Source organism: Sulfurospirillum sp. HTRB-L1 (assembly GCF_059415125.1).
This window is the reverse complement of record NZ_JCAHZR010000002.1, coordinates 43,839-66,438: the sequence shown is the minus strand read 5'-3', so window position 1 is coordinate 66,438 and position 22,600 is coordinate 43,839. Positions and strand designations below refer to the sequence as shown.

General features: G+C 46.1%; 22 protein-coding genes and 1 other RNA gene. 19 read left to right on the top strand and 4 right to left on the bottom strand.

Features of this window, described 5'->3' with window-relative positions:
* Positions 1-67: 67 nt before the first annotated feature.
* The 7 genes from AC5SLM_RS03010 (at position 68) to AC5SLM_RS02980 (ending at position 10,048) form a co-directional block, all read left to right on the top strand.
* Positions 68-850: a fumarate reductase cytochrome b subunit gene (locus tag AC5SLM_RS03010; protein WP_495249457.1), complete on the top strand. Its 783-nt coding sequence runs from the start codon at positions 68-70 to the stop codon at positions 848-850.
* On the top strand, positions 850-2,838 hold the full coding sequence (locus AC5SLM_RS03005; RefSeq protein ID WP_495249456.1) for a fumarate reductase flavoprotein subunit: 1,989 nt from the start codon (positions 850-852) through the stop codon (positions 2,836-2,838). Before AC5SLM_RS03010 ends, AC5SLM_RS03005 begins: the two co-directional genes overlap by 1 nt.
* A complete protein-coding gene (locus AC5SLM_RS03000; protein ID WP_495249455.1) occupies positions 2,831-3,550 on the top strand; it encodes a fumarate reductase iron-sulfur subunit in 720 nt (239 codons plus the stop codon). The genes AC5SLM_RS03005 and AC5SLM_RS03000 overlap by 8 nt, the downstream gene beginning before the upstream one ends.
* A gap of 142 nt (positions 3,551-3,692) precedes the next feature.
* The gene (locus tag AC5SLM_RS02995) at positions 3,693-4,199 is read left to right on the top strand and encodes a PAS domain-containing protein (protein ID WP_495249454.1); all 507 of its coding nucleotides are present in this window, start codon (positions 3,693-3,695) and stop codon (positions 4,197-4,199) included.
* On the top strand, positions 4,174-5,622 hold the full coding sequence (locus tag AC5SLM_RS02990; RefSeq protein WP_495249453.1) for a methyl-accepting chemotaxis protein: 1,449 nt from the start codon (positions 4,174-4,176) through the stop codon (positions 5,620-5,622). The genes AC5SLM_RS02995 and AC5SLM_RS02990 overlap by 26 nt, the downstream gene beginning before the upstream one ends.
* Positions 5,623-5,729: 107 nt before the next feature.
* A complete protein-coding gene (locus AC5SLM_RS02985; RefSeq protein WP_495249452.1) occupies positions 5,730-8,051 on the top strand; it encodes a dynamin family protein in 2,322 nt (773 codons plus the stop codon).
* On the top strand, positions 8,048-10,048 hold the full coding sequence (locus tag AC5SLM_RS02980) for a dynamin family protein (RefSeq protein ID WP_495249451.1): 2,001 nt from the start codon (positions 8,048-8,050) through the stop codon (positions 10,046-10,048). Before AC5SLM_RS02985 ends, AC5SLM_RS02980 begins: the two co-directional genes overlap by 4 nt.
* Here AC5SLM_RS02980 and ruvB read toward each other — a convergent pair.
* Together ruvB and panB are read right to left on the bottom strand one after the other, a co-directional pair.
* Complete coding sequence (gene ruvB, locus AC5SLM_RS02975) at positions 10,045-11,052, bottom strand: Holliday junction branch migration DNA helicase RuvB (RefSeq protein WP_495249450.1); 1,008 nt, start codon at positions 11,050-11,052, stop codon at positions 10,045-10,047. The genes AC5SLM_RS02980 and ruvB overlap by 4 nt on opposite strands.
* Positions 11,052-11,861: a 3-methyl-2-oxobutanoate hydroxymethyltransferase gene (panB, locus tag AC5SLM_RS02970; protein WP_495249449.1), complete on the bottom strand. Its 810-nt coding sequence runs from the start codon at positions 11,859-11,861 to the stop codon at positions 11,052-11,054. The genes ruvB and panB overlap by 1 nt, the downstream gene beginning before the upstream one ends.
* Positions 11,862-11,937: 76 nt before the next feature.
* Between panB and AC5SLM_RS02965 the strand changes: the two genes are divergently transcribed.
* The 10 genes from AC5SLM_RS02965 to AC5SLM_RS02920 all read left to right on the top strand — a co-directional run bounded on the left by AC5SLM_RS02965 (position 11,938) and on the right by AC5SLM_RS02920 (position 17,459).
* Entirely contained in the window at positions 11,938-12,348 is a 411-nt protein-coding gene (locus tag AC5SLM_RS02965) for an Hpt domain-containing protein (protein WP_495249448.1), read from the top strand.
* Positions 12,345-13,085, top strand: a complete 741-nt coding sequence (gene trpA / locus AC5SLM_RS02960) for a tryptophan synthase subunit alpha (RefSeq protein ID WP_495249447.1) — start codon at positions 12,345-12,347, stop codon at positions 13,083-13,085. The genes AC5SLM_RS02965 and trpA overlap by 4 nt, the downstream gene beginning before the upstream one ends.
* 11 nt (positions 13,086-13,096) lie before the next feature.
* Positions 13,097-13,466: a transfer-messenger RNA gene (ssrA, locus tag AC5SLM_RS02955) on the top strand.
* A gap of 187 nt (positions 13,467-13,653) precedes the next feature.
* Complete coding sequence (locus tag AC5SLM_RS02950; protein WP_495249446.1) at positions 13,654-14,883, top strand: tyrosine-type recombinase/integrase; 1,230 nt, start codon at positions 13,654-13,656, stop codon at positions 14,881-14,883.
* Positions 14,884-15,188: 305 nt separating this feature from the next.
* Positions 15,189-15,377, top strand: coding sequence for a helix-turn-helix transcriptional regulator (locus AC5SLM_RS02945; protein ID WP_495249445.1), 189 nt, complete (start codon positions 15,189-15,191; stop codon positions 15,375-15,377).
* A 121-nt stretch (positions 15,378-15,498) separates the two neighbouring features.
* Complete coding sequence (locus tag AC5SLM_RS02940; RefSeq protein WP_495249444.1) at positions 15,499-15,804, top strand: hypothetical protein; 306 nt, start codon at positions 15,499-15,501, stop codon at positions 15,802-15,804.
* Between the two features lie 8 nt (positions 15,805-15,812).
* Positions 15,813-16,067 carry a hypothetical protein gene (locus tag AC5SLM_RS02935; protein ID WP_495249443.1) on the top strand — a complete coding sequence of 85 codons (255 nt, stop codon included), beginning with the start codon at positions 15,813-15,815 and terminating at the stop codon, positions 16,065-16,067.
* 173 nt (positions 16,068-16,240) lie between these two features.
* The gene (locus AC5SLM_RS02930; protein ID WP_495249442.1) at positions 16,241-16,915 is read left to right on the top strand and encodes a hypothetical protein; all 675 of its coding nucleotides are present in this window, start codon (positions 16,241-16,243) and stop codon (positions 16,913-16,915) included.
* On the top strand, positions 16,912-17,049 hold the full coding sequence (locus AC5SLM_RS02925; protein ID WP_495249441.1) for a hypothetical protein: 138 nt from the start codon (positions 16,912-16,914) through the stop codon (positions 17,047-17,049). The genes AC5SLM_RS02930 and AC5SLM_RS02925 overlap by 4 nt, the downstream gene beginning before the upstream one ends.
* Positions 17,046-17,459, top strand: coding sequence for a hypothetical protein (locus AC5SLM_RS02920; protein ID WP_495249440.1), 414 nt, complete (start codon positions 17,046-17,048; stop codon positions 17,457-17,459). Before AC5SLM_RS02925 ends, AC5SLM_RS02920 begins: the two co-directional genes overlap by 4 nt.
* Before the next feature lie 582 nt (positions 17,460-18,041).
* Here the strand turns inward: AC5SLM_RS02920 and AC5SLM_RS02915 are convergent.
* Both AC5SLM_RS02915 and AC5SLM_RS02910 read right to left on the bottom strand, forming a co-directional pair.
* Positions 18,042-19,772, bottom strand: a complete 1,731-nt coding sequence (locus AC5SLM_RS02915) for a polysaccharide biosynthesis protein (protein ID WP_495249439.1) — start codon at positions 19,770-19,772, stop codon at positions 18,042-18,044.
* Positions 19,766-20,731 (bottom strand): MraY family glycosyltransferase, encoded by a 966-nt coding sequence (locus tag AC5SLM_RS02910; protein WP_495249438.1) that lies wholly within the window; start codon positions 20,729-20,731, stop codon positions 19,766-19,768. Before AC5SLM_RS02910 ends, AC5SLM_RS02915 begins: the two co-directional genes overlap by 7 nt.
* 219 nt (positions 20,732-20,950) lie before the next feature.
* Between AC5SLM_RS02910 and AC5SLM_RS02905 the strand changes: the two genes are divergently transcribed.
* Entirely contained in the window at positions 20,951-21,259 is a 309-nt protein-coding gene (locus tag AC5SLM_RS02905; protein ID WP_495249437.1) for a MarR family EPS-associated transcriptional regulator, read from the top strand.
* Positions 21,256-22,599: a mannose-1-phosphate guanylyltransferase/mannose-6-phosphate isomerase gene (locus AC5SLM_RS02900; RefSeq protein ID WP_495249436.1), complete on the top strand. Its 1,344-nt coding sequence runs from the start codon at positions 21,256-21,258 to the stop codon at positions 22,597-22,599. The genes AC5SLM_RS02905 and AC5SLM_RS02900 overlap by 4 nt, the downstream gene beginning before the upstream one ends.
* Position 22,600: the final 1 nt, after the last annotated feature.

Here is a 22,600-nt window from a genome sequence, read left to right as displayed (position 1 = left end):
AAAAATGGAGGAGTTTTTCCTTTGTTTTTTTCCATGTAAGTGAAAATTTCTAATGAAAGGATCTAGCGTGAGTGACCTAATCGAAGGTTTTCTAGGCAAGTCGGTTGAAGGCAAGAAGAGCAAGCTGCCTGCACAGTTGGACTACATCCAAAGTGCGACAGGGCTCTTTTTGGGACTGTTTATGTGGGGGCACATGATGTTTGTCTCTACTATTCTCATCAGCAAGGATTTTATGTACAAAGTGACAGTGTTTTTTGAGGGCGCTTACTTTTTAAGCGAACCAAAACCTGTGATTGTGTCTGTAATCGTTGCGTTTGTGTTTATCGTGTTTATTGTGCATGCAGGAACAGCCATGCGCAAATTCCCGAGCAACTTTAGACAATGGCAGTTTTACCGCACACATATGAAAATGATGAACCATGGGGACACTACCATGTGGTATGTTCAGGCCATGACAGGGTTTGTCATGTTCTTCTTGGGTTCAGCGCATCTTTTCATGATGATGACCAAAGCACACGAAATTGGTCCATTTGCGTCAGCGGATCGTGTATGGTCTGATTTTATGTGGCCATTTTACCTCATCCTTCTTATTGCAGTTGAGCTACATGGCACCATTGGTTTGTACCGTTTGTGTGTGAAATGGGGATGGTTTGAAGGAAAAGACGCTAAAGAGAGCCGCGCAAAACTTAAAAAAGTAAAGTGGGCTATCACCGTGTTTTTCTTAACCCTTGGCGTTGTGACACTACTCGCGTACATGAAAATTGGCTACGACCACAAAGACAACTATGGTGAGCGCTATCATGCAGCATCTCACTTAGAATTACGACATGATGGAAAGGTGAATGCATAATGAATATCAAATACTGTGATGCATTGGTTATCGGCGGCGGTTTAGCTGGGCTTCGAGCCGCAGTAGAAGCTGCTAGGCAAGGGTTGAGCACAACAGTGCTGAGCATGATTCCTGTAAAGCGTTCGCACTCTGCTGCTGCGCAAGGCGGGATGCAAGCAAGTCTTGGTAACTCCAAGATGAGCGAAGGCGACAACGAAGATTTGCACTTTCAAGATACCGTTAAGGGAAGCGACTGGGGCTGTGATCAAGACGTAGCGCGGATGTTTGTGACCGTTGCGCCTAAAGCCATTCGTGAGCTTGCCTCTTGGGGCGTGCCTTGGACACGTATTTCACGGGGTAAACGTACAGCGATTATTAATGCTGAGCGCACCGTGATTGATGAAAAAGAAGAAGTGCACGGGTTGATTCACTCACGCGACTTTGGTGGTACAAAAAAATGGCGAACCTGCTACACCTCCGACGCGACAGGCCACACGATGTTATTTGCTGTTGCCAACGAAGCGTTGAAGCACAATGTTAATATCGAAGACCGAAGAGAAGCTATTGCACTTATCCACGAAAACAACCAATGTTTTGGTGCTATCGTTCGCGATTTGGTTACAGGGGATTTAACGGCGTATGTTGCCAAGGGAACCTTGATTGCTACGGGTGGATACGGACGACTATACCGACAAACAACCAACGCGGTTAACTGCGAAGGTATCGGTGCTGCGATTGCCCTTGAAACAGGCGTTGCAAAACTGGGCAACATGGAAGCGGTACAATTTCACCCAACCCCTATCGTTCCTTCTGGTATTTTGTTGACAGAAGGATGCCGTGGGGATGGTGGTTTGTTGCGTGACGTGGACGGACACCGTTTTATGCCTGATTATGAGCCTGAGAAAAAAGAATTGGCGAGTCGTGACGTAGTAAGCCGTCGTATGATGGAACACATCCGTAATGGCAAGGGCGTTCCTTCTCCTTATGGCGAGCACGTTTGGCTTGACATTTCGATTCTTGGCCGCGAGCACATTGAGAAAAACTTGCGCGACGTGCAAGAAATCTGCCAAATCTTTAACGGCATTGATCCTGCGGATGAAGGTCCAAAAGGATGGGCACCGGTACTTCCGATGCAACACTACTCTATGGGTGGTATCCGCACCAATGCTAAAGGTGAATCTCCGACCCTTAAGGGCCTCTTTAGTGCTGGCGAAGCAGCGTGCTGGGATATGCACGGCTTTAACCGCTTGGGTGGAAACTCGGTGAGTGAAACGGTTGTGGCAGGGATGATTGTAGGGGATTACTTTGCAAAACACTGTACAACAACGCAAATTAGCGTGAGCACCGAAGCCATTGAACGTGCGATGAAAAAACAAGAAGCGTTTATTGACCACTTGCTAAAAGGCGATGGAAAACACGATATCTTTACCATCAAAAACCGTATGAAAGACATTATGTGGGACAAAGTATCTATCTTTAGAGACCACAATGGCCTGAGCGAAGCGGTTGCTGAATTGCAAGAACTCTTGAAAAAATCTCACGATGTTACTGTTAAATCAAAAACACGTGCCGCCAATCCTGAACTTGAAGAAGCCTACCGTGTGCCTATGATGCTCAAACTTGCATTGTGCCTTGCTGAGGGCGCCCTTCGCCGTACTGAGAGCCGTGGTGCCCATTACCGTGAAGATTACCTCAAGCGTGATGATGCCAACTGGTTAAACCGAACCCTTACCTCATGGAAAGAGGGCGATTTGATGCCAACAGTTGAGTATGAGCCGCTTGATATCATGAAAATGGAAATCCCACCAGCGTTTAGGGGATACGGCGTTAAGGGGAACATTATTGAACACCCAGATAGCCTAAAACGCCAAGAAGAAGTCGATCGCATTCGCGAAGAGATGGAAAAAGCAGGAAAAGGCCGTCATGAAATCCAAGACGCGCTAATGCCATTTGAATTACAGCCTCAATTTAAAGCACTTAACGAACGAGTAGGAGTTGGTTATGAGTAGAAAAATCACCATTCGGGCACTAAAATATGACCCGCAAAGCAAAATCTCTAAGCCCCATTTTGCGGAATATACACTCGAAGAAACACCAGGGATGACCTTGTTCATTGCCCTTAATATGATTCGCGAAAAGTACGATGCGGATTTGAGTTTTGACTTTGTATGCCGTGCAGGTATTTGTGGAAGTTGTGGGATGATGGTCAACGGTACACCAAAATTGGCGTGCCGAACCCTTACAAAAAACTTCCCTGATGGCGTGATTCAGCTTATGCCAATGCCAGCCTTTAAGCTCATCAAAGACCTTTCTGTCAACACAGGCGTGTGGATGGATGCGATGAGTAAGCGCGTTGAGAGTTGGATTCACTCTTCCAAGGTGACCGACATTTCAAAAATCGAAGAGCGCATTGAGCCTGAGATTGCAGACCAAGCCTTTGAACTAGACCGTTGTATTGAGTGCGGCATTTGTGTTGCTGCGTGCGGCACCAAGTTGATGCGTCCTGATTTTGTTGGCGCCGTTGGTCTTAACCGTATTGCGCGCTTTGAGATTGACCCACTAGATGAGCGAACCGATGAGGATTATTATGAACTTGTTGGGGACGATGATGGCGTCTTTGGATGTATGAGTCTTTTGGCGTGCGAAGACAATTGCCCAAAACACCTTCCGCTTCAAAGTAAGATTGCGTACATGCGACGCAAGCTTGTTGCCCTTAAGTAGAACACCTTTTTTCCCTTGTCGCGGCCTTTTGGCCGCGGCTTCTTCTTTTTTGTAATACCCACTACAAATCTCTTCACCAACCTTCTTTTTTTTCGATATACTACTAATTTTTGAAATTGAGACAACCTAAAGGAGTGCATTCGTGAAGATTACGCAACATGGGAATGAATTACGCTTTGATGAAAGTCTTTTTATCGTCTCTAAGACGGACTTGAAGGGCCGCATTACTTACGCAAATGAGCTTTTTATCGAAGTTTCCGAATACAGCGAAGATGAATTGATTGACGCTCCCCACAATATTTTACGCCATCCAGACATGCCTCGCGGGGTATTTAAACTACTCTGGGACACGATCGCCTCGGGGAAAGAGATTTTTGCTTATGTAAAAAATCGCTCTAAAACGGGAAAATTTTATTGGGTTCATGCCTACGTTACCCCCGAATTTGACCCAAAAACGAAAGCCATTACGGGGTACCATTCTGTGCGCCGCGCTCCAAGCTTAAAAGGGGTGGAAACCGTGATTCCCTTGTATGAAAAAATGCTTCAAGCCGAACGCACGGGCGGCATGGATGCCTCTATTCGGCTTTTAAACCAAACCCTATCCCAACACAAGGTGAGCTACGATGATTTCATCCTTTCCTTTGAATAAAATCTCTTCATTGGCAAAAATTCAATATGCCAACATCATCTCTCTTGTTGCCTTCACCCTTGTTTTCTTGCTCGAAGTGTATGTGAATGGTTTTCACGCCATTCAGGTCATAAGCCTTACGAATTTTGGGCTTGCGTGGTTCATGTTTATCAACATCCGAAAAGTGCAAACAACATTGCATTCTTTGGCAAATATTGTAGATAAAAGCGCCCACGGGAACTTGCACGGGCGCATTGTCAAAGTCAAAGATGGTGGCGAATTAAAAACACTTTGTTCTAACATGAACATGTTGCTTGACAATTTTGAACTCCTTACTAAAGAGGTTAATGCAACCATTCAGTCGGCTTCCAAGGAACAATTTGGACGTAAAATCTTACAAAAAGGGATGCATGGAGAGTTTAAAGCCCAATCCAAACTCATCAATAAAGCCGTGCATGCCATGAAAACCAACCATGATTTTATCGCCAAAAATACCCTCAATGCGGAGTTGGCACAAATTAGCAGCAGTTCAAGTGACTTTAGCACCGTGCAGCAAAACCTTACTTCCGTCGTTGAAAACCTTAAAGGCATCGTTTCTAACAGTGAAACTTCGGCGAGTGAGACCCAGAATAGTTACCGTGATTTAAAAGAAACCGTCGAAAAAATTGACCGATTGGTGGAGTATGTCAACCAAAATGAATCTAGCATCCGCGTGCTTGTGCAACGCACAGGAGAGATTAGTAGCGTCGTGGAAGCCATCAACGATATCGCGGATAAAACCAATCTCTTAGCCCTTAACGCGGCCATCGAAGCCGCGCGCGCAGGGGAACACGGGCGGGGTTTTGCTGTGGTAGCCGATGAGGTGCGCAAGCTTGCTGAAACCACCCAAAAAGCAACGGCTGAAATCGAGATTTCCATCAAAACCTTACAGCAAGAAACCAATGAGATTGAAAGCAGTGCGGTGAAGATGAAGACCAATGCGGACGAGTCTAACCATACCCTTGAAAAACTCAGCGGCACCTTCCAAGATTTGATTGCCTACTCAAGCGCTACTTCCAAAAGCATTGGGTCGGTGCAACAAACCATCTTTGTAACGTTGGCAAAAATGAACCATGCTATCTTTAAATCCAATGCCTACAGCGCTGTGTATGTGGTTGACAAAGAGAGCGAATTTGCAACCCACGAAGCCTGTGAATTTGGCAAGTGGTACGCAGGGGAAGGCAAAGACATCTTTGGAACAACCCAAGCGTATAAAAAAATCTACGAACCCCATAAAGGGTTGCATGAAAGGGTGCGAAAAGTCTCCCAATTTACCAAAGATAGTGAGGCGGACATCCTTGAGCATAAAGATGAAATTGTGCAACTGTTTAAAGAAGTTGAACACGAAAGTAAAAAATTATTTTCTTGTCTTGATGAAATGGTCCAAGAAAAAGCTTCTGCCTGAAAAATACCCTAAAAACGCGCATTAGTTTTTCATTAATGCGCGTTTTTACCCAACGTTATGCTACCCTCTTGCCTTTAATTCTATGACTTACATGTAAAGAAGGAAGAATGGAAGATATTCGCGCAGTGTTAGCCTCACTTTGGCCCTCATATTCCCCTGAAAACCCCCTCCCCCTTTTTGCTCCCGACCCGCAATTTGCTCCGTCGCTTTTTTCGATGCTCTTGTGTGTTTCGCCGAGTAATTTTCACCATGCTAAAGAACTTGTTCCCCTTAAAGAAGCGTTTTTGCTCTTATTTGGTTACGAAGAAATCACCGAAGAAGCGCTCCCGCGTGCGCAATACAGCATCCTTGAACATGCCTTGTGTGACGCGCATGTTTGGCAAGAAACCCTCGCGTTTCTTGAAGAGCTTCACAAAGCCGCTATTCTCTCTAAAGAGCACCTCCAAACTCTCGCCGGTTTGGCCTTACATGTAGAGCCCTCACCTCCTGCGTTTTCCCTTGACATGCCCGTGGCGGAAGGCTTTGATTTTCATGGGCAAAAAGAGGCATTGTTAAAAGTTGCCCATACACTTTTTGAGGAACTTTTAGAGAGCCAAAGCCTCAAGGAGAGTTGCCAAAGCGTCATCCAACGCCTTGGAGATACTGCCTTTTCCATCGGCATCACCGGGGTCATGAATGCAGGAAAATCCACCTTTTTAAACGCCCTTTTAAAGCAAGAAATCCTAGGAACCTCCACCGTCCCCGAAACAGCCAACCTTGCCATCATCAAACATGCCACCACGCCCCAAGCCATTGTGCATTTTTGGAATGCAACAGAGTGGGAAAACATCGAACAAAGTGCGCAAAACAGCGAGTCGATGGCCCGTTTTGTGGAGAGCACCAAGGCGCGTTTTGGCGCAGAATGGGCAACACTTGTGCGCCCTGAGGGGGTTTCCCAAACCATCCCCCTTGAAACCTTGGGCCAATTTACCTCCGCTAAGCTCTCCGAGGGAAAATGCAACCTTGTCAAATGCGTGGAGCTCTACACAAACGTGGCCTTGGCCCAAGAAGGGGTAAGCATCGTCGACACCCCTGGTCTTGATGACCCTGTGGTGCAACGCGAAGAGATTACCAAACAGTATTTGGCCCAGTGTGATGTGATGATTCACCTCATGAACGCGAGCCAGTCGGCGACGAAAAAAGATGTGGATTTCATCATCGATGCACTGACATACCAACGCATTTCTCGCCTTGTGATTTTGATTACGCGGGTAGACATGCTAAGCAGTGCTGAGCTTGAAGAGGTGATGGAATACACCACGCGAAGCATCACCAATCAACTCAAAGCCCTTGGAAAAGCCCAGCTCATCGAGCCTATTTTAAAGAAAATCGCCATCTTCCCCGTGGCGGGAGAGCTGGCCTTGTGGCACCGCACAGGCAGGGTTAAAGAGGCTTTAGCGCGCGGGTATGACGAAGAACAAACAGGCATTTTGGCCATCGAGCGCTACTTGCATGAGGTGTTGTTTGGTAAAGAAAACGAGCGCGCCACCTTGGCCATTGGTGCCAACACAAAAGCCTTGCGCTTAGTGTGTGAACAGCAACACACTCAATACGGCGAGCATCTTGCACGCTTAGATGTTTCGGTGGAAGAGCTAGAGGCCAGATATGAGGCCTTAAAAGAGCAAAATCTGCGGGCAAATTTAGAGCGCCTTTTAGAAGAGCTAGCCCATCTTAAGGGGGAGTTTGAGGGCTACCTTGCTACCATGAAGCAATTTGCCTCCTCTCGTTTTGCCACCCTTAAAACCGAGCTTTTACGCCGACTGGCTAGCGACATCACGTATACCTTGCGCAAAGAGAGCCGCTTTCCAAAGTCCGAGCGCCTTGAGATGATGGTCTATACTGCGGTTAAAGATGGCCTTATGGACACCTTGCGTGAATACCGCTTCGCGTTGTACCGCCACATGAACGCCCAAAGTGAGTCTTTGAGTGTGGAGTACGCGAGTGTATGTGCTATCGAACCCCTTGCCTTTGACCCCAAAGCGTACATTGACGAAGCGGCTAAAAAAGGACTCTTAAGCGCAGATAACTCCTTGCTCAGTGATGCCTTGTGTGCGCTTGTGGCGCGGGCTTCTAAGAAACAAACCGAAGCCTTGTTTGAAGCGATGGAAAAAACCATCAACACCTTTTTTGAACAATTGGAGCACAAAAGCATGCCACGATTATACGAAGTAGGCAGTGCGATGGTGGCGCAGTTTTACGCCCAAACCCTCGCCCCTGCCCAAGAAGCAAAGGCGCAGATTGATGAAGAAGAAAAAGCCCTTAAAGAGGCGTTGGCGTTAGCCTTAAGCGAGCAAAAAACCCTAGATAGGCGCAAACAAGAACTCAGGCAAAAGCGTGGCGCCCTCGAAGAAGTTTTGGCCTATTTTGATGCAAGTGGGGTGCGCCCATGAGACACCCTCTTTTTGACGCCTTTATCAAAGCCTATTACCCGCCAAAAACCTTTAACCACCCTTTATTGGGGGCCATTGAAGCCTTTAGACAAACGTTGATGCACGAAGAAGCTCCCCTTAAAGGGGCCCTTGATGCCCTTGTGCGCCGCGTGGAAGAGCCCATGAAAGTAGCCATTACGGGGCAGTTTTCCAGTGGAAAATCCACCTTTTTAAATGCCTTGCTTTCCAAAAATATCCTCCCCACTGGCGTGACGCCCGTGACTTCCAAAGTCAATTACATCCGTTATGGGGAAGAGTTTAAGCTCCAAGTGCATTATTATGATGGGCGCGAAGCCTTTTACGGGGTTGAAAATATTGCCAGTTTTACAGACCAACGCGAAAGCGTAGAGCAAACCAAATACCTCACCCTCTACGCCCCTCTAGAGTTGCTTAAAGAAGTGGTTTTTGTGGACACACCAGGGTTAAATTCCCAAGCCCACAGCGATACAGAAACCACCCAAGCGGTGCTAAGAGAAGTCGATGGCATCATTTGGCTTACGTTGATGGACAATGCCGGGAAGCTGAGCGAAGTGGAAGTGTTGGAACAGTACATGGACGCGTATGCCTCAAAATCCCTGTGCGTGCTCAATCAAAAAGATAAATTTTCCGAAGAAGACATCCAAAAAACCACCGCTTATGTCAAAGAGGCCTTGGGTGAATACTTTGGCGAAGTGGTAGCGATTTCTGCCAAACAAGCCCTTGAAGCGCGCTCGCACAGTCAGGAAGCGCAGCTTGAGGCAACCCTTGAGGATTTGCTTGAGGGGCTGGAGCTTACATGTAAACAAACCCAGTTTCTTCCGCAAAAAGAGGCGCTAGAGGCGCAGATTGAGGGGTATTTGCAAAGGGTTTCGCGCATCGCTGCTTCAGACAGTGCAAGCAACGCTTCTTTGTTGCAAGATTCCAATATCGAAGCGGTGTTGGGGTTTATCTCCAAAGAGATTCGCCCGCAAGCCCAAGAGGCTAAGGTGTATGCGATTCAAAAAGAGTTGACTTCTTTGCGCGGGCGCATCCTTGCCCAGCACCGTGAAATGGTGGCGGCTCACGAGGCCCTTGAGGCCATCTTGGAAACCTTTGAGGCTAGGGCGCAACAAACGTTTGAAAGCCTAAAAGCGCGTTTTGGCAAAGAGCTTGGCTTGGCGTTTGTGAAAATCGAAAACATCATTGACAAGATTGCCTCAGAGATTTTTACGCACATCGACAGTGAAACGCGTGTGCGCTACAGCGCGCAAAAAACAGGCCTCTTAAAGGGCAAAACAACGTACATTCCCCACGAATATAGCGTGGCGAAGATTCATGCAGACCAAGTGTATAAGGTGTTGTTTTACGATGAAGATTTGATTGGCAAAATGTTTAAACAATACGTCAAAAACCTGCGCGTCATCCAAGATGCAGTCAACCAAGAAAACAGCTTGATTTACAAAGAATTTGAGCGCGCCGTACAAGGGTGGCAAAAAACGTATGAAGCCAAAACGCCCCAAGATGCACTGCACAGCAAGGAAGCTTTTGCCGCGCTACGCCGCTTTGCCTCCAAGGCGTATGAAACCTTTTTGAAGCCCTTTAACGATGAAATCAGAGGCTCTTTTGCGCAAATTTCATCCCAATTTAACCACCTTAGTTCGGCGGTGAGTTTTAACTACCAAAATGCTACGGAAGTGAGCGTTGGGTTTTTAGAGCGCAAAATCAGCGAGTCTATTAAGCTGTATGAGGAAAACCCAAGCCAGTTTCCCCTCTATCAACCTAAACTTGAGGAGATTAAAACGCGTTTGCGCACCAGTTTTCACTTGTACGAATTGGAAAACATGATGCATTCGCGCAACACGTTTTTGAACAAAAACTACGACTGGCTCATGCGCCAATTTTCCAAGATAAAAGCAGAAAAAATCGCCTTTTTAGAAGAGAAAAAAGCCTTACATGTAAAGCATATTGCGGCTCTTGAAGCCTTTACATGTAAGGATTAAACAAAGAGATTTTTCCCTCCGGGTGTCAGCCGAAACACCTCGTAGCACTTGGGCGTAGCGATGCGCCCACGTGCGGTACGTTCGATGTACCCTTTGGCGATGAGGTAGGGCTCGATGACATCTTCCACCGTGCCCTCATCTTCACTCAGGGCCGCAGCGATGGTGCCTAGCCCCAAAGGACGCCCTTTGGATTCAAGCAAAATGCGCAAAAACCGCAAGTCCATTTCATCAAACCCCATGTCGTTGACACCCAGTTCGTCTAGCCCGTACTGGGCGCGCTCTAGGCTAATGACAGCTTCATCTTCCACATCTGCGTAATCGCGCACCCGTTTTAGTAGCCGAAGTGCGATGCGTGGCGTTCCCCGCGCACGTTTAGCAAGCTCGGCCGCGGCTTCATCAAGGCAAGGTTTTTCAAGCTTTTGTCCCGCTTTTTGAACGATGCGCCCTAGCTCTTCGGGGGTGTAAAACTGCAAACGAAAGTGCATTCCAAAGCGGTCCCGAAGCGGTGAGCTTATCATTCCTGCGCGCGTGGTGGCGCCGATGAGCGTGAAGCGGGGCAGGTCGATTTTGATGGTCTGTGCCGCTGGGCCTGAACCGATGATGATGTCTAAACGAAAATCTTCCATGGCGGGGTAGAGAATCTCTTCGATGGAGGAAGAGAGGCGGTGGATTTCGTCGATAAAGAGCACATCGCCCTCTTCGAGGTTGGTCAAAATGGCGGCCAAGTCCCCGCTTTTTTCAATCATGGGCGCGGCGGTGATTTTGATATTGGCGCCCATTTCAGAGGCGATGAGATACGCCAGCGTGGTTTTTCCAAGCCCTGGAGGGCCAAAGAAAAGCACGTGGTCTAGGGCTTCATTGCGTTTTTTGGAAGCCTTGATAAAGACTTGGAGGTTTTTTTTGATTTTTTCTTGGCCGATATAATCTTCCCACGTACTAGGGCGCAAAGAGCTTTCGTATTCGCTCTCAAAGCTCATTTTCTCGATTTCAATGATGCGTTCCATTAGTAACTCGTGGTGCTATCTGGAAATTGGCGTGCGGTAACTTCTTTGGCATACGTTGCCATGGCTTCTTCGATGAGCGACGCCCCTTCGAGGTAGCGTTTGACAAACTTGGGTTTAAACTCTTTAAAAAACCCAAAGGCGTCGCTCCACACGAGCACTTGCCCATCCACGCCATTGCCCGCACCTATCCCGATGAGCGGGACATTGACGCTTTGGGCAACCTTGGTAGCCACTTCGGCCACGACGCCCTCAATCACCATGCAAAACACGCCCGCTTCTTCTAGGGCTTTTGCGTCTTCAATGAGCGCGGCTTCTTGGTTGGCATCTTTGCCTTTGACCTTGTAACCCCCTTCAGCGCGCACATTTTGAGGAAGCAAGCCGATGTGACCCATGACGGCGATACCGTTACATGTAAGGTGGGAAATGAGCCCTGCACGCTCTTTTCCGCCTTCGATTTTCACCGCCGTAGCGCCGCTTTCTTGGTACACACGCATGGCATTAGCGAGCCCAAGTTCGGGGGTAATGTAGCTGCCAAAGGGCATATCAAGCACCACAAGCGCTTCAGGTGCCCCTTGACACACGGCTTTGGTGTGGTAAAGCATGGTGTCCATGGTTGCACCTAGCGTGTCGCTTTGGCCCCCAAAACTCATCTGCAAACTGTCTCCCACAAGGAGCATGTCCACATGGGGGGCGAAGAGGGAGGCAAAGAGCGCGTCATAGGCGGTGATCATCACAATCGGTGCGTTGTTTTTTTTCTTTTTTATCGATAAAATCGTATGTTTGGTTGTCTTTGTTGAGACCATGCTCATGGGGTTGCCTTTGGCTGAAGTGAATGGATTTTAGCAAAAAAATGGTACAATTGCAATTCTTTGGAAGGAAGGTTTGATGGGTATTTTTTCACAAATGGAACTTGATTTTGACCTTGAAATTGTTGAGGATTTTATGTCTCACTATGGCATCATGTGTGAGTCGATGGAACCCCTCATCATTGGCCTTGCCAAGCAAGGACTGTATGAGGAAAATATTGGCGAATTGTTTCGCATTTTCCACAACATCAAATCCGCAGCAGGCTTTGTGCGCCTTGACCCCATCGTTAAACTTGCCTCTTTGTGTGAAGAAGTTGTAGAAGAAGCCAGAGTACTCAAAGGTCCCGCTACTGAAGCGTTTATCGACTGGTTGTTGCTCGTGAGTGATCAGTTTGCACTCTACCGCCAAGATGTCGAAAATGACGCCTCTTACTTTTCGATGCTCAATCCTCATGTTATTAAAGTCCCCTTAGAATTGGAAAAAATGTGAAACACCTCGTAGCGTATATTACAGCGGGATTCCCCGATGTGCAGTTGAGTATTGATGTGGCGTTAAGCCTGAAAGAAAACGGGGTAGACACCCTAGAACTTGGGATTCCTTTTTCTGACCCAGTGGCGGACGGTCCTGTGATTGAAGCGGCAAATTTGAAAGCCTTGCAACAGGGCTTCAAGCTTGAGCATTTGTTTGAGATTTCCGCGCAAATAGCACCCAAAATAGACACGATGTGGATGGGGTATTTTAATCCATTCTACCACAAAGGGATGGACTATTTTATCGCCAAGGCAAGACACGCGGGGGTGAATGGATTTATCATCCCTGATTTGCCCTACGAAGAAGCCCAAGGGTACAAGGGGTTTGTTGAGGGCGCAGGGTTGCATTTGATTGATTTTATTGCCCCAACCCATTCACCTGAGCGCATTGCCATGGTGGCCAAAGAGAGCCAAAAATTTATCTACCTTGTGGCGTACGCGGGCATCACCGGAAGTGGAGCAGCCGAAGACTTGGCGCCGACGATTGAAACCATTCGTAGCATCACCCAGACGCCCATTTACGTAGGGTTTGGGGTGGATGAGAAAACTGCTAAAGCAAAGGCCAAAGGGGTGGACGGGGTTATCGTCGGAAGTGCCTTTGTGAAGGTGCTTTTGGATGAGCGCTTGACAGGAGGGCAGAAAGTGAGTAAGATATCGTCCCTCGCGCGAACCATCAAGGATGTTATCAATTCTTAGCGGTTTTTTGTGGGAGTGACTTGGCTTCGACAGGAGCAGGTTGGCTTTGGTTGCATGCCGCCTTGAATTTGGCGTAAAACCGTTCACATAAACTTAAACGCAAACAATACAAATTACGCTCCTGCTTACGCTAAAGCTGCGTAAGTAACCTTTTAGGAGGCCTCGCTCTGCGGATGCTATCTAGGCAGTTTCAGCGAGGTTAACCCCCAAAGATAGCTTTGAGATGCGACGTGACCGCGCGCATTTTGAGCCTTAGGTCTTAGTCTGGTGAAGTTTTGGGAACTGTACGACATTAGATGAAATTTAACAGTTCTGCTAAGCATGTAGACGCCGAGGTTAGTTTGTTTTTGGACTGGGGTTCGATTCCCCACACTTCCACCATTCCCCCCATTTAAATCAATTCTTAACCCTCTAAAAAAGCCCTTAAAATAGGGCTTGCCCTTGCAAAATCACTCTAAATTAGGCTAAAATAAGCCAAAGGAAGCTTTGATTTTATGTAACATGATAAGCGACATGTAACATAAGAGCCAAAAAACCCTTTAATTTATGTAGCATAAAAGAGGGGAAAATGCCCAAACAGCCCACACCGCTAACCACAACCGAGATTAAAGCCCTAAAGCCAAAAGAGAAGCCGTACACGGTCGGAGATGGCGGGGGGCTTTCCTTGTTGATTGATGGCACATTGAAGCAATGGCAATTCATATTCACCTCACCCACGCATGGCAAAAGAAGAAAAACAAGCTTTGGGAGTTTTCCCATAGTTTCACTTAAACAAGCAAGAGACCGAGCGCAAGAGTACAGGGAGTTTATTCATTCAGGCATTGACCCCATAGACCGCACCCAAGAAAAAAAGAATGAAGTTAAAGCACAAAAGCACGGGCTTATGGTTGAGGTGTGTAGTGAGTGGTTGAAGTATCAAAAGGGAAAGCTTGCCCCCTCGACCTACATACGCAAAGAACGGCTTTTTAAAAAGATGATAATAGCCCCCTTTGGAAAGCGCAACATTAACGACATTACCCACGGTGAAATCACCAAAGCCCTACAGATAAAAGCAAAGCAAAGCCCCGAAGTAGCGAGGCGATTAATGCACGACCTAAACGACCTTTGGAAGTATGCTTGTAGCCTTGGACTGGCTAAAGTGAACATTATTCAAAACATACACGCCCAAACCGCACTACCCAAGCGCATTAGAAAGACTTACTCAAAAATAACCGACCTTGCTACCCTTGGAGAGCTTTATAGGACTGTTGAAAAATACCACGGCAAGATTGAGACCCGCAACGCTTTACGCTTTGTGCTTCACGTTCCATTAAGGGCGAGTAACCTTGTAGGCTTGAAGTGGGCATGGGTTGATTTTGAAAATGCACTTTTGACCATTCCACGGGCTGAAATGAAGCGCAAAAATGGAAGAGATTTTAAAATACCCCTTACTACCCAAGCCCTTGCAATCCTCAAAGACCAAGAAAGCTACACAGCAGGGCGTGAGTATGTTTTTGCAGTAGATGGCGGGCATTTGGACGAAGAGACACCCAACCGAGCTTTGCAGCGCATGGGCTTTAATGATGAGAGCCGAGAACGAAAGCAACGGCTACACAGTTTCAGGGGAACATTTAGAAGCCTTGCCGATACCCACCAAGACGAACACGGGGCGAGCTTTGAAGTAAAAGAAGCTATCTTAGACCACCAAATCGATAGTGAAACTACACGGGCATATAATGACCAAGCCGACCACACCCCCGCCATGCGTGAACTTTTGCAATGGTGGAGCGATTTTATAGAAAATCTATCTCAAAAATAGAGAAAAATATGCACTTTTAAAAAAGCACTAAAAAAAATGTAAAAAGTTTTTATTCACACTTGAAGACTTGAAAACTTAAAGTAATCTTGGATTGTAATACTCCACACAAACGAAAAGCCCACAAACTAAACAAATCACCGATATTTAACGCTTCATTGATTAAAAATACGTATTACTTAGTAATATTAACAGTACACCACCATTATTTAAATCACACTTAAATCACCTATTTTAGGGCTTTAGCGTGAAAACGTGTATTATTTTTATGCTACAATACTCCATATCAAAACAATGGAGGTTAAAAAATGACACAAAGGAAGTTAAGAGCCAAAGATGTAGCCGCCCTTTACGGGATAGGCTTAAGCACCGTTTGGCATTACGTCCGACAAGGGAAGCTAAAGGCACACAAGATAACAGCGGGTGCTACTGTTTTTGACGTGCAAGAGGTGGAAGCATTTTTCAATGGAGGTGAAGTAATGAATGAAGCAAAATAACACGGTCTCAAAAAATAGTTTGGAAGAGACCGTGCAATTATTTAGTTTGGCGACCAGATGATAGCACAAAGCCTCTTCCTTTTCAATAAGCCCACGGGCTTTACATGTAAAGGATTAAAACATGAAATTATCACTCATTGATAAGTACAACATTACACAAGACTACTACACCAAAGCGGGGCAAGGCGCACTCTTTGACCCCCAAACAGCTACCCACCTCTACGGGGTAAATTTTCTCCATGCGCTAAAGTTTGATGAGGATTATAAGACCGTTCTTGCCGTTGTGCATGATGGCATGGGAGCGCACCCCGCTTTAGATATTTACTTCACTCCCCAAGGGATTGAGAAGCTACTACGCCACAACAAAGCCATGCGAAAAGAGGTAAAAGCCCTTTATGCTGAACTTGTAGCGGGCGGTGTGTTATGAGGGGTAACATGCTTTACCGATGGACGTATGACCGCCTAAAGTCTAACCCTCGTTTGTTTGGAGGCGACAAAGGCAACCCCGCCATTATGAACACCTTTTTACAAGAGTTTCACGGGCATTTAGAGGTGATACAACTGGACTTTAAAGCCATGAGTTCATTAGCCGCAGTTTCAAGGGTGCGTAACAAGCTTTTGGAGAAAAACCCAAAGTTTGATTTTAGAGTTAAATACAAGTGCAAAAAACGCCAAAAAAATGAGGGTTAGAGGGCTTTAAGGTTGAAAAAAACACCCCTTATAAATCACTCTAAATCAATGCAAGACCAAGAGGGAGCTAAGACCCCCTCAAACACGCCCCGCCTACCACAGGTGGGGGATTTGCTTATGGTGCGTGATAGGGCTTTAAGAAATGACCTCCTTAATGTGAGTGAGAAAAAGCTATGAATGTGCTTCACCAAGTAGAAGAATTTATCAGCACTTTTAACGCCTCTCATGATGAAGATTTTGCCATTGATACGGTGAGAGTTATTTTCTCTAAACAGCACAAATTAGAGAAGCTAAAAAAAGTCGGTCGGTGGCGCAAAGTGCAAAAGAGTAGCAACATACTTGCCAAACTCAAAAGGCGTTTGAGTGAAGCCGAGATAACAAGCGCATGGCGTTTAGAAGATGAAAACATTTACTACTACAACAAAAGCGAACCGCCAAAATACAGAAGAGCCGAACTTGTCATTTTTGGCATGAAGCAATACCATAAACCCACTCCGACACAATCAAAAGTCAAAGAGATTTTAGCCATCATAAAAGACATTACAAGTATTGACCTATGCACAGACCTCAACCACGCCCCAAACTTTGAAGCACTACGACAAAGGGGCTTACATGTAAAGCAATACCACACCAAAGAGGGCGCACCCACCAACACCTACTACATTAACGCCCCGCCCATTGACACCATAGAGCGCATTTGTATCTACAACAAGGGGGAAAAGAACGCACTTAATCGCACGCTTTGGCGCATAGAAGCCACGATAACCATACCAAACAGTAAAGTGCTTGCATTACCATTATGGGAGCTTAAAGCCTTTATCATAGACCCTACAAGGATAACCCCATGACCAAAGCCCAAGTGGAAAAGACCATAAAAGAGATTTTAGCCCAAGACCCTGCTTTTAAAGGTGTGCGGGTTGAGGTTGAGACGAGAGACAAGCAAAACGACACGCTACAATCAAAACAAAAAGGCAAGACATGACCGAAAAACAAAGAGACTTCATAACCTTAAGAGCCGATGGAGTAGCATTTGATAAAATCGCCCAAAAACTAAAAACAGGTAAAAGCACCTTGATACAATGGAGCAAACTATTTGAAGAAGAGATAAAGGCTTTGCAGTTTGAGGCATTTATTAAAATCAAAGAAGCCTACACCCACACCACACGCAAACGCTACGAAGCCCTACTTAAACAGCTTGACAAAGTAGAGGGTGCAATCTTGGAGGCTGATTTAGCAAGTGCGCCCGTTAAAGATTTATTCTCAATCAAAAACGATATTTTGGCACGTCTTGAAAGTTTAGAGAAGAGAGTTAGCACTAACCCCCATGTGACCACCACGAATGAGTTAGGCTATAAAGAAGCATTGACCCTAAAACTCAATGAAATTGACTAAACTACCCGCCATTAAAGGCATAAATGCGCCCCCATTACTCCAGCCATTACACAAAACAAAAAGCACCTCATGCCCAAGCCAAATAGAACTTATAAGCCTTAGTGTCTCTTTACTGTATCAATCCAAACTTATTTTAGATGGAGCGATTGAGGGCGATTGTAGAGCGTGTATCATGGAAGCATTACACCTGATGAAGATAGTGGACAATTACGAAGAGCTACACATTACGCACAAAGAGGCAAGAAGTATCAAAAAGAAGTTTGGCACAACTCAACAGCCAAAGCACTAAACGCCACTAAAACAAGACCAAAAATCAACACTTGTTACGTCTCGACAAAATGGCGACACCTGAGAAGCTTCTTTTTACTGGCAAAATGAACTCAAAGGGAAAACGTGCTACAATCCTCTCATCTAACCCCTAAGAACTCTAAAGCAACTCCCTCACTTTTAAGAACCTCAAAAGCCCTTAGCGTTGATTTTATGCTACATAAGTTGATACATATAAAAATTATTTTAAACCTTAAAGCCCTAAATTCAGGGGACTAAATAGCATTATACGGTAGACCACACTTCCACCATTTTTTAGGGTTTGTGGTCAAATTCTGGCACGATGTGTTGTAGCTGCTTGACCTTATCCTCACTTTCTACTAGCATTGTAATATCTTGATTTAGTTGGTCGATGGGGTAAAGCGTTTGGTTGGCGATGGTGATGGATTCGTACTTAGTGGCGGTTTCTGAACCTTCAATGAGCAACTCTTCGTACAGCTTTTCTCCCGATCTGAGTCCTGTGAATGTGATGTCTACCTCTTTTTTGCCGCTTAATTCAATCATTTTTTTAGCCAAATCTACAATTTTCACAGGTTCACCCATGTCGAGGATGAAAATCTCACCCCCTTTGCCAATACTTGCAGCTTGCAGTACCAAAAGACACGCTTCGGGGATGAGCATGAAGTAGCGGGTGATGTCAGGATGGGTTACAGTGATGGGCCCACCTGCGGCGATCTGAGCTTTGAACTTGGGGATAACACTGCCACTTGAGCCTAGGACATTGCCAAAACGCACTGCGACGATTTCAGTGTTTTGGGGTGTGTTGATGTTTTGAGCGTAGAGCTCACAGACGCGCTTGGTTGCCCCCATGACGTTGGTGGGGCGTACGGCTTTGTCGGTGGAGATAATGACGCATTTTTGGGCGTTGTGCGCGATGGCACAGTCGATGACGTTTTTGGTGCCTAGGATGTTGTTGAGGATGGCTTCGGTGATGTTTTCTTCTACTAAAGGGACGTGTTTGTAGGCTGCGGCGTGGATAACGATGTCGGGCTGATGGGTTTGGAAAGTTTGGGTAAGAAGGTCAAGGTTAGTGACTGATTGCATAACCAGCGTGGGTTTGTGCTCGCACAGTGCTTCGGCGATGGCGTAGAGATTGTACTCGCTGTGGTCGAGTAAAATGAGTTTACTTGCGCCGTATTTGGCGCATTGGCGACTGATTTCACTGCCGATACTTCCCCCTGCACCTGTGATGAGCACCTTTTTATTTTTAACAAACTCTTCGATGGCCTTGGTGTCTAAGTCTTTGGGGCGTCTGGTTAAAAGGTCTTCAACGGAGATGTCTTTGAGCTGGGTTGCAAAGCCTTTGTTGCGAAGAATTTCATCCAAGGAGGGGAGCACTTTGACCGCATGGAAATAAGGTGAAAGCTCGGTGTAAATCTCTTTGGAGCGTCCTTTGGGGGAGGAGGGCATGGCAATGACAAGCAAGTCCAGTTTGGTGCTACCTAAGCGTTTTTTGAGTTGTTTGGGAGAGAGGATGCGAATGCTGTCGATGGAGCGTTTGTGTAAAACGGGGTCATCGTCTACGAAGTATTTTACTTTAAACTCGCTCTCACGGTACTCTTCTTCGAGTTTCATGCCTGCTTTGCCAGCACCAAAAATGACCACATGCTTTGTCTTGTTTATTTTATTTTTGTTGACCAGATAGCTGTAAAGGTACATGGCAAAATTAATGCTAAAGAGGTAAAAGAAGAGCTCCGAGGCCAAAAGGGCGATGGGAATCTTGGTGTATAGCAGCGGCATATATACCGCAAAGGCGGCCAAATACACAACGCTTTTGAGCAAAAATGTTAGCTGTGAAGCGCGCGACCAACTCAAAGAGTAGTCTTTAAAAATGAGTAAAGAGGCCAAGGAGCGCACACCCACAACAAGCGCAACTGCCTGCCAATGAAAAGAAACGTGGAAAATAAGAAAGGTCCACCAAAAGGTGCCCAAAGAGAGAAAAATAATGACTAGAAAATTTAAAATACGCTTATCAACTCCTAGCATGAAGTAAACCTTTTTTGTTTTTCTACAAAAACCATCACAAGCCCAAGAAGGAAAAGGCTACATGTAACGCTTGCCCAAAGGGGCAAAACGATGAGAGTGGCGAGTAGGAAGGCATTGACCATCATGCCGCCAAGCACTACGTGATCGTGCCGCCAGTTTGCTTGCGCGAGGCGTTGGTAGGCGTGTTTTTTGTGAGCTTGAGTGAGCTTTTCACCCTTTAATAAACGCCGCAAAAGCGTCACGGTGGCGTCCATCCAAAAAAGTCCAAAGAGGACAATCCAGACCCACAAATTACTGCTTTCTAGGTTGGCGTAGTGGAGCGTAAAGATGGCCACATTATAGCCCAAAAGCGTGCTACCCACATCCCCCATAAAAATCTTGGCTTTATGCCAATTCCAGACCAAAAACCCTAAAATGCACGCCGCTAAAAGCCCAAAGTGCGCCCCGCCAAACAAAACAAAGCCCGCAAAAGCGAGAAAAACCCCCTCGCTTCCCGCGTAGCCATCGATTCCATCTAAAAAGTTGTACAGGTTGATGTACCACAAGATGAGCAAAAGAGCAAAAAGCGTGGTAAGCAGAGGGTTTGAGATGTCAAAAATACCCAGTGTGAGTGTGTGAAATCCGCCAAGACTAAAGAGCCCGCCAAGGGCGACGACGACTTGAACTCCAAGGCGAATGCGCGGCCTAAGTTCCATCACATCATCCAAAAAACTCACCCCACACAAAAGCATTCCCCACAGCAAGGCAAAAAAAAGAGAAGGGGCAATGTGGTCGTACATGTAAAGATACCCCAGTCCCGCAAACCACGTTAACGCGATAGCAATACCACCGCCATGGGGCGTGGGGGTTGTGTGGGAGCTGCGCGCGTTAACTTCGGCAAGAAGAGATTTTTTAAGGGCGTATTGGCGGACAAGGTAGGTGAGTCCAAGGGCAGTGAAAAAAGCAATGGAGTAAAGCAAGCAAACCCTTTTTGTGAAGCGTTGTGGCACATTATAACAAGAAGAAACTCAAAAATAGGTAAGCGTCGAAGCCCATTGTTGCGTGATTTAAAGTAATTATAGTTACACAAATAGTAAGCAAAATAGAATTGAAACGGTTTAGCATTAAAGCCATTCAAAGTACAGAAGGTGTAAAATTCAATTTTTAAATTTCATTTTTACATGTAAAAGGAATAGGCGTTGGCAAATGAAGAAGCGGTTTTAAAAATCTTACGCCTTACGGACAAGGTTGTGACGCAAAAGTCCATCGCCAGTGAGATTGGCTACTCGGTTGGCAAGGTCAATTACATCCTCAAAGCTCTTATCGACAAAGGCCTCATCAAAGTCGAAAACTTTGCCAACTCTACCCAAAAGAAAAACTACAAATACCTCCTCACCAAAGAAGGTATCGAAGAAAAAATCAAGCTAACGGAGAAGTTTATCGCGCGCAAAAAATGCGAGTACGAAGAGTTGCAAAGGGAGTTGAAAAAAATGAAGGAGAGGCAATGACCAACATCATCCTCTGTGGCGGTTCTGGCACAAGACTCTGGCCTCTTAGTCGCACGCTTATGCCCAAACAATTCATTAAGCTCTTTGGTGAAAAATCCCTCTTTCAGCTTACCCTAGAGCGTAACGTTAAAATCTGCGAGAACTTGTTAATCGTCTCCAATGTCGAGCAGTATTTTCTTGCCCTTGACCAGCTTGAGGAAAACATAACGGCCGATATTCAAAACCCGACTTTTTTATTAGAACCCACCCCGCGCAATACAGCTCCCGCTATTGCCCTTGCTTGTATGGCGCTAGAAGGGGATGAACTTGTGTTGGTAACCCCCTCGGACCATCTCATTAAAAACGAAACAGAATACCAGCGTGTCATCCACGTGGCTAAAGGGCTTGCATCAAAAGACAACCTTGTTACCTTTGGCATTACGCCAACCTTTGCTGAAACTGGCTTTGGCTACATCGAAGCAGAAGGCTTACATGTAAAGGCGTTTCACGAGAAACCTGATGAGGATACCGCTAAAAAATACTTAAAAGCGGGCAACTACTACTGGAATAGCGGTATGTTTCTGTTTAAAGCAGGCGTATTTTTGGAAGAACTCCAAGCCCATTCGCCTGAAATTTACGTTACATGTAAAGCCGCGTTTGAGGGCAGAAAGGTTGAAAATGCAATCGTAAGGATTCAACACTCCCTTATGGAAGCTATCCCCTCTAATAGCATCGACTATGCCGTCATGGAAAAATCCACCAAGGTCAACGTCGTGCCAAGCGACATCGGCTGGAGCGACGTGGGAAGCTTTGATGCTTTGGCAGACACCTTGCCCAATGATGAAAACAATAACCTGATAGTGTCTGATAAACTTGTCAAGACCATAGATATTAAGAATTGCATCATCATAGACACAGGCGATGCCCTGCTTGTTTCCAAAAAAGGTTCATCCCAAAAAGTCAAAGAGGTGGTAAAGCAACTCTCCTGTGCCTGCTCACCCCTAACAGAAACGCACCTCACAGGCTACCGTCCATGGGGCAGTTACACCGTGCTCGAAGATGCGCCAGGCTATAAAATCAAACGCATTGAGGTGAAGCCCGGTAAACGCCTCAGCCTCCAAAAGCACTTTCACCGCAATGAGCATTGGGTTGTGGTGAGTGGGTGCGCTACAGTGCGAGTGGAAGATGAAACGTTTGTTCTTAACCCTAACGAATCCACCTACATTAAAGCCGGCCAAATCCACCGGCTAGAAAACCAAGGAAAATTACCGCTTGTCATCATCGAAGCTCAAGTGGGTGAGTATACGGGTGAAGATGACATCGTGCGACTAGAAGATGACTACCAAAGGGAGCAAAACTAAT